This window comes from Candidatus Mycoplasma haematohominis, from assembly GCF_902712995.1.
GTDB classification, from domain to species: Bacteria; Bacillota_I; Bacilli_A; order Mycoplasmatales; family Mycoplasmoidaceae; genus Eperythrozoon_B; species Eperythrozoon_B haematohominis.
In genome coordinates this window covers 112,627-124,480 of sequence record NZ_CACTIB010000008.1, presented here as the reverse complement: position 1 = coordinate 124,480, position 11,854 = coordinate 112,627, and the positions used below count along the sequence as shown (strand labels likewise).

The 11,854-nt window shown below is 32.8% G+C and carries 8 protein-coding genes; 5 read left to right on the top strand and 3 right to left on the bottom strand.

Features of this window, described 5'->3' with window-relative positions:
• The first annotated feature begins 42 nt into the window (after window positions 1–42).
• From H6411_RS01395 to H6411_RS01380, 4 genes are all read left to right on the top strand, one after another.
• Window positions 43–1,524 carry an MIP family Ig-specific serine endopeptidase gene (locus H6411_RS01395; protein ID WP_216082860.1) on the top strand — a complete coding sequence of 494 codons (1,482 nt, stop codon included), beginning with the start codon at window positions 43–45 and terminating at the stop codon, window positions 1,522–1,524.
• A gap of 134 nt (window positions 1,525–1,658) precedes the next feature.
• Window positions 1,659–3,221 carry an MIP family Ig-specific serine endopeptidase gene (locus H6411_RS01390; protein WP_216082859.1) on the top strand — a complete coding sequence of 521 codons (1,563 nt, stop codon included), beginning with the start codon at window positions 1,659–1,661 and terminating at the stop codon, window positions 3,219–3,221.
• The gene (locus H6411_RS01385) at window positions 3,212–5,734 is read left to right on the top strand and encodes a preprotein translocase subunit SecA (protein ID WP_216082858.1); all 2,523 of its coding nucleotides are present in this window, start codon (window positions 3,212–3,214) and stop codon (window positions 5,732–5,734) included. The genes H6411_RS01390 and H6411_RS01385 overlap by 10 nt, the downstream gene beginning before the upstream one ends.
• Before the next feature lie 123 nt (window positions 5,735–5,857).
• A complete protein-coding gene (locus H6411_RS01380; protein WP_216082857.1) occupies window positions 5,858–6,478 on the top strand; it encodes a sigma-70 RNA polymerase sigma factor region 4 domain-containing protein in 621 nt (206 codons plus the stop codon).
• Here the strand turns inward: H6411_RS01380 and H6411_RS01375 are convergent.
• A complete protein-coding gene (locus tag H6411_RS01375; protein ID WP_216082856.1) occupies window positions 6,429–7,760 on the bottom strand; it encodes a lysylphosphatidylglycerol synthase domain-containing protein in 1,332 nt (443 codons plus the stop codon). The two genes, H6411_RS01380 and H6411_RS01375, sit on opposite strands and share 50 nt — an antisense overlap.
• Window positions 7,761–7,789: 29 nt before the next feature.
• On the opposite strand from H6411_RS01375, the gene cmk reads away from it, so the two are divergent.
• Window positions 7,790–8,467, top strand: coding sequence for a (d)CMP kinase (gene cmk / locus H6411_RS01370; RefSeq protein ID WP_216082855.1), 678 nt, complete (start codon window positions 7,790–7,792; stop codon window positions 8,465–8,467).
• Here the strand turns inward: cmk and H6411_RS01365 are convergent.
• Both H6411_RS01365 and H6411_RS01360 read right to left on the bottom strand, forming a co-directional pair.
• Window positions 8,445–10,358, bottom strand: coding sequence for a ribonuclease J (locus H6411_RS01365; protein WP_216082854.1), 1,914 nt, complete (start codon window positions 10,356–10,358; stop codon window positions 8,445–8,447). The two genes, cmk and H6411_RS01365, sit on opposite strands and share 23 nt — an antisense overlap.
• On the bottom strand, window positions 10,359–11,852 hold the full coding sequence (locus tag H6411_RS01360; RefSeq protein ID WP_216082853.1) for a sigma-70 family RNA polymerase sigma factor: 1,494 nt from the start codon (window positions 11,850–11,852) through the stop codon (window positions 10,359–10,361). It abuts the gene before it with no gap.
• Window positions 11,853–11,854: the final 2 nt, after the last annotated feature.

Here is an 11,854-nt window from a genome sequence, read left to right as displayed (position 1 = left end):
TCAAAATAAAATCACCTCTCGTAGCTAAACAAATTTATAAAAATGTTTGAATATTACCCATCACTATCCTGACTTAGAGCTCACGGCTTAACAGAAGTAGCATATGCAAGCATAGTTGGCCCAACCAACGTTGCATGAACAGAAAACCAAGGAGGATACATAGAATCAAATCCAGAATTAAGAGCAGATTTAAGGCAATATGGGCTAGGAAGACCTCTGCCAGCGCTAACAGAAAAAATAACCCCAGAAAACGAAGATCTAATATGGCTGGATCTTATGTCCAAAGAACATCCAACAGTAAAAGTAGAGAAATACGAAGAATACATATCCAATTTACCAAAACCAACTTCTCAAGAAGTAAGAGAAACTATGCAAAGAATAAGAGATCATACTTTCAGCCTTAAATATCCATGCTTTTCAGGAACAGGATGGTTTCTAGACTACATAATTCCAGAAGATGGAAAATACCCAACTAAATGATTTGTAGCAACCAATGCTCATGTGCTTATTGGTATGAGATTCAAAAACAATCCATACAATCAACCACAACCTAATGGATGATGTTGAAACTACAATTTCCAACACACGCCAATCATCATCTCGAAAGATAGAAGACAAGAAATAAACATCCAAGAACCTGAAAGAGTTTTAAGTTGAAATAGGTTTCAAACTCCAACTGTAACTAGAAAAAAGAATACAGAAAGAAAAGTATTTTTCTCTTGAATAGAAGACCCAAAACTCTTCTATGTTCCACTTAACTTCTTAGGACCAAAATTCAACACAGAAACAAGACGTTACGAAGATTACTTTAAAGATTTTGCAATTTTAGAAATTGAGTTCAGCAGCGAAGAAGAGGCCAGAGTAATGACTTCTAATATTTACAACAAGTACTATACAAAGAACCATAAATTTAAAAGACTAGATTTCTTATATCCAGACCTAATGTATATGTACACCGGAAACCAAATGGTAAGTGAAAATCCACAATTATTCTCTCTAGGATATGCAGGCGATCCACAACATCAATACAAACCAATTGACAATTACAATCCCGCAACTGGAACTGTTTCTCACCTAGAAAGTTGAAGTACAAGCATAGAAGGTAGACCTACCTCTGTAAAAAACAACAATAATCAAGATCTCATAGGTTTCGCTAACACAGGATTAATCACTCAAAAATGTCCATTTTCAAAACTACTTTGAGGAGGAAAAAAATACCAGGAATGAGGTTACAAATACGTAGTAAATAATTTGGGAATGGGTCCAGGAACTTCCGGCTCTCTAGTAACTAATATTGATGGAGGAGTCCTAGGTTTATACACGTCTCGACTAAATGGATTATGATCAACAGTAACTCCACTTAGATCCGAAGGTGTATACAGAAATGGAATGATAGTATTTCCTAGATATGACTTAATTAGAGGAGTTCCGGGTCAAAAAGAGAGCTACAGATCACAATTAGATAAGTATTATCCAAATGCAAAAACTTTTTTAAGGTCAACTAACTTAAATCCAAGAAAATAAATTAAAAAATACTCTAAGAATTGTCTTATCAATACAACTATTAATCTATAAAAAACAATACTTTTTATATGAATTAATATAATGGCAGGCAAAAATGAATAATTATCTTAAGATTCAGTTAATCTAATACAAAGATGAAAAGGACGTTCTTATTATCAGTACTTATACCAGTTTTCGGAGCAACTGGTCTTGGTCTTTATTATGCTAACAATCCCTCAAAATGATATGCAAATTACATACATATACCATTTGCTTCAGAAAACATAGAACTAGTAGAAGATTTAAAAAAATCTCAAGAATCTGGTTACTCTCCTTCTCTAGCTGCCTACAACAGTCACAACACAAAAGGAGTTAAAGAGCACTGAGACAGTTATGACCTTAGAACTTACTATCCAGATTACTATCAAGTAAGAAATAAACCAATCAACGCAGATAGAGGCCAAGAGAGAATACACATAATTCAAGACTACAGCATAAAAATACAAACCTCATGTGGTTCAGGAACAGGATGGTTTCTAGACTATGTTCTTCCAACAGGAAGCCAAAAATATCCAACTAAATGATTTGTTGCAACCAATGCTCACGTAATAGACCAAATCTCCTTCTGAGATAATCCCTACCAGCAACTTCTACCGCAACCTAGATGACGTGGTTGTTTAAGAAGAGGAGAATACAAAACACCTGTTTTCTTATTCAAAGAAAAAACTAAACAGATAAGTCAAACAACTGACACAAAAGAATTAGTTAACTTTGTTCCAGAACTATGAAGTAAAGTTTCTCATTATTCAATAGGAAATACATACGCATACAACGCAAGCGAACCTAAAGCATGGGGAAATTCAACAGAACCAGAATACCTATATTTCGTAGAAGAAGACGTAAAGCTCTTCTATGCCCCAATGAACTACATAGGACTAAATCCAAGGGGGCTAGGCTACAAATGAACAAAAACTAACTATTACAAAGACTTTGCAGTATTAGAAATAGATTTCAAAAATGAAGAAACTGCCAAATTAATAACTAGAGACTTCTACGGAAAATACGATAGAACAAACGGAAGTCTAAAAAATAAAGCCCTTGACTTCTTCTCAGAAGAACTAATGCTTAAAAAGACAAGTGATCAATTATTTGATGAAAAAGTCGACTACTTCATAGCAGGGTATGCATCAAATGTACCAGACAAATACAGAAGTTACGGTAACTATTCTCCTGTTAGACAAGGAGCAAGTAGATTAACTTATCTAAATCACAGACTTTCATCTGTAGACGAACACGAAATAAAAAATAAAGATAATCAACCAATCATAGGCCATGTGGATGTTGGACAAATAGATGAAACATTCAGATACGGAAACAAAACATCTATTTACTGGAATGGAATTCCTTACAACAACTGAGGATACAACTATCTACTAGACAACTCTATTCTTGGAGCCGGGGCTTCTGGTTCTCTAGCTACAGATGAGAATGGACATGTTATAGGTCTATATAGAATGTACGATGCATCAGATAAACAAGGTTACGTAGAACCTATTAGATCAAAAGGTTTATATGAAAACGGAAAAATAATATTCCCTAAATATGATTTAATTGAAGGAGATGTAGGTCAAATATCTTCATTTAAACAACAAGTATCCAAATATTATTTGTCTAGAGGTCAGAAAACTTCCCTAAGTGAATTTAGAAAGTGAACATAGTATCGGTATTCAAGCCATCTCATTTAATACTAAATAGGATCCAAGGAGTACTTAACCAGATTGACGATTTAACGAAAGAATTCAGATCCTATTCTGATCTAGAACTTAAACACAAAACACAAAGCTATTTAAAAAGAATAGAGCTAGGGGAAAGCATGGATGACCTGCTTCCTGAAGCTCTAGCTACAGTAAGAGAAGCATGCTACAGAGCTCATGGCATGTTTGCCTACAGAACTCAATTAACTAGCGCATTAATTATCTACGGAGGAAACTTCGCAGAAATGAAAACTGGAGAAGGAAAAACCCTAACTATTGCTCTAGCTGCTTACATTGCTTCCTTAGAAGGTAAAGGGGTTCACGTTGTTACAGTAAACGATTACCTAGTAAAAAGAGATGCAGAATTCTGTAGAAAAATACTTAACTTTTTAGGAATTACAGTAGGTTTCATAACCTCAAACTTAAGCAAAGAGCTTAAGAAAAAAATGTATGCATGTCATGTAACTTACACAACTAACTCAGAACTAGCCTTTGATTACTTAAGAGATAACATGGTCTATTCAGAAAACGATATCCTTATACCAAAACTACACTTCGCAATAATAGATGAAGGTGATTCAATCCTAATTGATGAAGCTAGAACGCCCCTAATTATTTCAGGTCCAGCAGAAGAAGGAGTAAGTAAATACATAGATGTTCACTTGCTTGTAAAAGACTTAAAGCCAGAAGACTACATAATAGATCACGAAACAAAAACTATTTCGCTACAAAGTACAGGAATCCTAAAGATAGAAAAAGCACTTGGAATACCCAAACTATACGTATTCGATAACTCAGAACTAATACACAAAATACAAAATGCTCTAGTTGCCAACTTCCTATTCGAAAACGGAAAAGAATATATTGTTGCGACAAATAGTCAGGGAGAAGAAGAAATAATAATTGTTGACTACTATACAGGTAGATTGCTCTACGGTCAAACCTACAACGCAGGATTACATCAAGCTATACAGGCCAAAGAATGAATAAGAATTAAACCAGAAAACAAAATAGTTGCCAACATCACATATCAATCATTCTTCAGACTATACAACAGAATAGCGGCACTATCAGGAACAGCTATCTCAGAAGCACAAGAATTCTCAGAAACCTACAACATGATTGTTGTACAAGTTCCAACAAATAAACCAGTAATCAGAAAAGATTTACCAGACATCATATTTGGTACTCAAAAAGCAAAAATAAAAGGAATAGTAGATGAAATAAAAAGACACTACATAACTGGACAACCAGTTCTAGTTGGTACCTCCTCAGTCTTTGACTCAGAAAGAATATGTCAAAAGCTAATAGAACAAAAAATACCTTGCGAAATTCTTAATGCCAAAAACCACGATAAAGAAGGTTTAATCATCGCCCAAGCAGGAAGAAAACACGCTGTAACAATCGCTACAAACATTGCAGGAAGAGGAGTAGACATAAAACTAACTGATGAAGTAAAAAAACTAGGCGGACTATTCGTCTTAGGTACAGATAGAAACGAATCCAGAAGAATAGACAATCAATTAAGAGGTAGATCAGGAAGACAAGGAGACCCAGGAAAATCAATTTTCTTTATCTCACTAGAAGACGATATATTCAAAAGATTTGGAGGAGACAGATTCGATAAATTAGCTAAAAAAGTAAAAGACGAATTCTTCGACAGCAAATTCATCTCAAAAACTCTAACCAATATTCAAAAAAAGATACAGTCAATAAACTTCGATACCAGAAAAAATCTGGTTGAATACAGCGAAATCTTATCTAAACAACAACAACTTATCTATAAGCAAAGATACTTCCTATTAACAAACAAAAACAACCAAGAAATACTAATAAAAGTCGCAAAAAAAATAGTAAAGAGCTTAATGAAAGACTTTGTAGAAAACAACGAACTTAAGAGACTTAATGTAAGAAATTTAATTCAATGCTTAAATGACGAATTCTTCTTCTACCCAGTTTTCAAAGAAATGGACTTTGAACACAAAAACACAACAGAAATAGAAGCAATCATCTCTGATGTTCTAACTAAAGCTCTAGAAATAAAAAAAAATAAATACGTACTAGAACAATACAACGATTTCTTAAAAAGAATATTCCTAATCTCTATTGATGAAGCTTGACAATGACATCTAGACTTTGTCACCAAATTAAGAAATAACGTTCACTTTCACTCTCTAGAACAAAAATCACCTCTTAACGTCTTCATAGAAAAAATAGGTGAATCCTTTGAAGAATTATTGATTCTATGTGGTAAATCAGTAGTACAAAAAATTTTGAATATTAAAAATGCACCTATAGGAGAAGAAATAACTAGATATCTAGACAATAAGCTACACGGAAAACCTATTTCTAATAAATCTAAACCTAAAGAAATTAAAGAAGAAAAAATAGAAATCGATCCAATGGAATTAAAGAACTTAAATATAAGTAAAAAAATAAAAAAAGTGGAGGAAATAATCAACAATTCTTATAAATAAACTGGAATAAAATATTCAAATTTCAAACAAATTAGTCACCTAAACTTATAAACAAATATATTTTTTTCACTTTTAGAGCTTTAAAACATAGAATCGCATTCATTCGAAGTAATTTGAATAACAATGACAGAGACCCCAAAAATAATAGCAGCGTTAATTAAAAAAGCAAAGGAAGAAAAAGATAGAATATCAAAAAACACTCTTCTTTCCTTATACTTTTCAGATGGTTGTAAATGAGCTAAAAAAGTAATAAGCAGCCTTATATATACAGATTTAATAATTCCAACTGACGATGAAATTGTAAGTCTTGTTTATCAGTCATTCGAAAAAACTTTGAAAAACATAAAGATAGAAAAAGAAGGAGGTTTGTCTTTCAAGAACTACTTCTATTTGATGATCAGATATCAAATATATTCAGATTTAAAGACTACACTTAACTATAGGGTAATTACTAATTACACACAAGAAATAGAGAAAACACATGCAGAAATCAGACAAGATATATCAAGCGAAGAAGAACACATAAGAGAAATTAACTTGAGAGAGGTTTTTGAAAGGGTAATCTTCTTCCTGCAATCAAAAAATGCTGAGTATGCAGAAATAATCCTATTGAAGTCTCAAGGTTATAAGAACAAAGAAATTTGTAAACAACTTGCACTAACTGAAATCTCTTTAAAAGCAAGACTTCAATATATTAGACGACTAGTTCGTGAGGAGTTTGGCCAGTCTTTTTTCAACTTCTAATCTTCTGTAATTTCTCACTGAAGTTACCATTTCTAGTCTTAGCATTAACTCCAAAGAAAAGAATAAAGATTAAACCTAAAAATAAACCAAAGTATTTACCAAATATACGTCATAGAAAAATAGTATTATCATTAGCCGAAGCTAGTGCTTTTTTAGTTGCTTCCGTTGTCATATCTACACCTGATCTAACACTAGACATATCCTCCATCAATTTCTGCAACACAACTTGCAAAGAACCCTCAGCACTAGGCAATGGGAAAAAGTTATTAGATGTTGTAGCTACATTAATCAAGTTATAGGAATTTAAAGCAGAGAAGTTGGGATCTCAATATCCTTTTCCATCAGTACCTTCAACTGAAAGAAATAACCTATGTATAGCAACAAACAACATATAAGACCAAACATTAGAAATTACATATAAGAGAATCAATTTAAGAGTAGATCTGTGCAACAAAAATTGAACATAAAGTGTTTTGAATGAACTCTCATGCAAATACTTCTGAAACAATTCATCTCTTGTTAAATAAGAAAATCCAAAGTATCTCTTAATTTCATTGACTTGTTTAGAGATAAAGAAATGAGCTTTATTTACATAACTAATAACGAATATAAAAGTACCAACAATAATGTCAATTAATAGACCGACCAAAATCAATCAATAAGTATTAGTGATATTGAGACTTGAAATCTTCTCTCAATTATTAACAGTCAAGTAAATAAAGGAAGGTCAAGTAACTATAAATTGACTGATAAATCAACATATTGAATTAACTGCAGTAGCAGCCCCTGCTTCTCTAAGAGAGACCCCTCTTTTATGCAATCATCAAATGTTGTAAGGCTCAGAACCAACAGAAAAAGGAGTAATAGATTGGATTAAGAAAGAAATAACAGAAAAATTAAATCACTCAAGCTTGCTTACATGCTGCAATTGACTTCCCAGCTTTTCTTTGATAATCTTTACTTTTATGAATACTTCGCAGAAAAAAAAGGTAGAGAAACCAAATAGAAGTGTTGCTAAGAAATAAGGTACCTGATTAACTGCATTTAACTTAATGAAAAATTCAACTATGCTGATATTTAATAGAAATTTAATAGCAATAATAATGATTACTATCAACAAGCAACTTCAAAGCAAAAACCACTTCTTCTTCTTATTACTAAAAAAATTTTCAGTATCTATAGCTTCAGAACTTCTAGCAATTCCCTTAATAGTTGCTGGATCAGGACTATACTCTCAATTATCTACACGTTCAAGATCTGGATGATAATTATTATTATTCATGATGTTTAAATATTAAATACTATATATAGATGTATTCACAAATAACAATAGATGGTCCCAGTGGAGTAGGAAAATCGACATTAGCAAAATCTCTTTCCAAAACTTTAGGTTACCTATACGTAAATACAGGCCTTATCTTTAGAGGAATCGCATGATATCTAGACAAGTATCAAATACCTGATAATTCCATTAATTATGCAATAACTGACATAGCAAAACACAAAAACTTTGTATTTGAAAACAACACTTGGTTTCTAAACGGAGAATCTATCTCCCCAGAAGAATTAAAAACAAAACACATAACTAAAAAAGCTTCAACAATCGCTGCTATAGCCTCTATTAGAAATTATGTCCAACTAATAGAAAAAGAAATAGCTTCTAAGAACAACATAGTTATGGAAGGAAGAGATATAGGAAGTAAAGTATTTCCAAACGCCATACTAAAGATTTATCTAACCGCAAGCATAGAAACCCGATCAGAAAGAAGATACACAGAACTCAAACAAACAAATATGCTTGAAAACAGAACCATAGAAGATATCAAACTAGAAATAGAACAGAGAGATTCTGCAGATTCAAAAAGAGAACTAGATCCCCTTACTAAACCAAATGATGCCATAGAAATAAATAGCGATGGAAGAACTATAGAAGATATAGCGGAAGAAATCAAAAATATCTTACTAACTAGACAACAGATCCTTCAGTAGAATCCTCGGCTCCAACTATAAGTCCTGCATCATCTAAATCTCCATTACCTCCTTTGTCTTCTCCCTCTTTCTTTGCAGGGGCAGGAGTAGCTCCCTCTATTTCCTTAGGCATAATAGGATCCTTCATCATATCTTCCTTAGATAAATCAGTAATAAAGACTTCAACTATTGGTTTCTGCTTCTTCTGGTTATACAACTCCTTAGAAATTGCCTTTTCCAAACTACTCTTAATCTCATCTATTGAAACTTTTTCCTTAATCTTCTTCTTCACATCCTGTTGTAAGTTGTACTGAAGTGTTCTAGAAAAATTAGAATCTGACACAAAATAACTACCAGCATTAGCTAAAGGAGAAACACAATGAACTTCACCTTTAGCACTATCTAAATAAACATGAAGAAGAACCAATCCTCTATTGCCTAAATCAGATCTAGCTTGAGATATCTCTAAACCTTCGCTTGTAGTCTCGTCTCCATCTATATAAACAAGAGAAGCATCAACCTTCTCATCTGAAACATAAGCAACCTTATTCAACAAATGAACAACATCTCCATTCTTAACAATAAACACCTTATTGGTATCAAAGCCAATCTCTCCACAGTTTCTAGACAAAGCCTTAAGCATCCTTGTCTCTCCATGAATAGGGACTATATAACTAGGCCTAATAAGAGAAACAAATAATTGTTGCTCTAACTTAGTAGCATGTCCAGAAGAGTGAATTCTTAAATTAGGAGAATTTAAAAATATATTGCAGCCTGATTTATGCAATCTATTAACCAAAGACTCAACAGCATAAGTATTCCCAGGAATTACGTTAGAAGAGAAAATAATACTATCTGAAGATTTAAGTTTGATATTCGGATGCCTATTCTTAGAAATATTGCTTAAAGCAGAAGTATCTTCACCCTGACTACCTGTACAAATAATAAGAACCTCATTATCTGGATAAGAACCAGAATCTTTAGCAGAAATTAAATTCTTCTCATCAAACTTTAAATAACCAACATACTGTGAAGCAGCAATATTTACATCAATAGAATGCCCAAGAATAACAATCTTCTTATTTAAATTAACTGCTATCTTAAATACCTCCTCTATCCTTCCAATATTTGAAGCAAAAAAAGTAATAATTATTCTTCCTTTTGCGGAAGACATGATGTTATGTAAATCATTAATAATTCCTTTTTCGCTTTCATTAAACCCTGGTTGCTCAGCATTAGTAGACTCACAAAGAAGTAAATCAACTCCTCTATCTGAAATCTTGCTTACCTTATGTAAATCAAACTTATCTTCTTTACTAGCAAAATCAAATCTAAAGTCCCCAGAAAAAACTATCACACCATTAGGACTAGTCAAAGCAACTCCAAAAGAATCCGGAATAGAGTGATTTACTCTATAGAAATCAATAACAAAGTGTTTAGTTACAAAAACAGATTTATCTGAATAAAGAACAATATTCTGACTAGGAACAGAATTCTCTGAAATCTTCCTCTTAATCAACTCAGAAGCCATAATAGGACTATATATAACTGGAAAATTAACCTGTTTAAGTATATGAACTATCCCTCCAATATGATCCTCATGACCATGAGAAATAATAAGAGCCTTAATCTTATGTTGATTAGCCTTTAAATAACTAACAGAAGGAATAACTCCACTTAATCCAGGCAAATGCCTTCTGTTAACAAACTTAACTCCTACATCTATAACAATGATCTCATCGTCGTGTTCAAAGCAATAGGTGTTTTTACCAATCTCTTCTATACCCCCTAAAGCAAAGCACTTGGTAGGTATTTGCTGTTGAGTGTTTAAACTATCTAGTTTTTTCTGCAAAAACTCCTCACCCTGCTCCTCTAATCCCCCTATTATTACCTTACTATTCAGATCTGACATCTAATCAGTTGCATAACCAAATATAGCCCTATATTTACCATTTTTAGAAGGTTTCTTCAGTTTTCTCAACGCTTGAGAAATTTTCTTCTTAACTCAATCCTCTAACTTAGCTTTATCTTTCTTCCATTCATCAGATTTAGTGTTCTTCTGACTCTGCAACATACCATCAACGATTATCTTAATTGCCTTATTCTTAATTAATTTAGACCCTTCTATACTCAACAATTTTTCGCTAACTATCTGCTCTACTGAATAAGCAGAAGAATGACCAGCTATCCCATAGTGCATACATATAATCATCAACTCATCTTCATCAAGAGTAGACTTAAGAAATTCATACAACTCCTGACTCTGATAACTCTTAAAGGCAACTTCTTCTGGAGTAGAAGAATCGTGATCAGGAACAAAATCAGCAAAATTAGAAGTTTCGTTTGTAGCAATTGGCTTATCCAAAGAAACCAAATCAATATTTAACTTCTTAATATCACTAACCTTCTGAACTGTCAAGTTTGGATTAGTCTTCTGCAACTCTTCAGTCAACTGCTCAAGAGTAGGCTCAACTCCATTAGCAAGAATCAAATCTTTTTCTGCTTTGATGTATTTATTAATGATCTCTACCATATGAACAGGAATCCTAATAATCCTAGATTGATCAGCTATAGACCTAGTAATAGACTGCCTAATCCATCAAGTAGCATAGGTAGAAAACTTATTACCAAACTTGTAATCAAATTTATTAATGGACTTCATAAGTCCAAATACACCCTCTTGAATCAAATCGCCTAAATTAAATCCTCTGTTCAGGTACTTTTTAGCAATGGAAATAACCAATCTTAAGTTAGATGTCATCAACTGTTTAACAGCGAATGGTCTAGTTGCGGGATTATCCATCAACTTAGCCAACTTCCTTTCTTCATCAGCTGTTAACATCTTAGAAAAACAAAGAGTAGATAAAAATGACTTAGAAGAGTCCTGACTCCTATCTCTAACAGAATTAACATAACTTTTCCAATCATCATGACTCATACCATCTTGATAATCAAAATGAGCCTCCCTTTCTTCAGGAGTCAATTCCTCAATAGAAATATTCTTAAGTGATAATTTCTGAGCTATCTCCTCTCACTTGTCATCTGCAATAGGCATGTAGTCTTCTAGAGCCAAAATAATAGTTTCTTTAGATAACTTAAATCTCCCCTTCTTAACGTTGTACGACTGCTGTATTAAAGGTTCCAATAACTTACCAACAGCAGTCTTGGAATCAAACTTAATTTTTCTAGTATTAGCTTCTAGGATAAATCCACTATATTCGTCTTCATTAACATCCTCTTCAAATTTCCTTATAACTTCTTCCATTTCTGCTTTAATCTCCATCAACTTTGCATAAACCTGTTCATAATTACCGCCTTTTCTAGGCTGTCTCTTCTTAGTAACCTTAGGCTTTGTTGTTGAAGCAGCCGCTTTTTTAGTTCTTTTCTTCTTAACTGGATCTGACATTT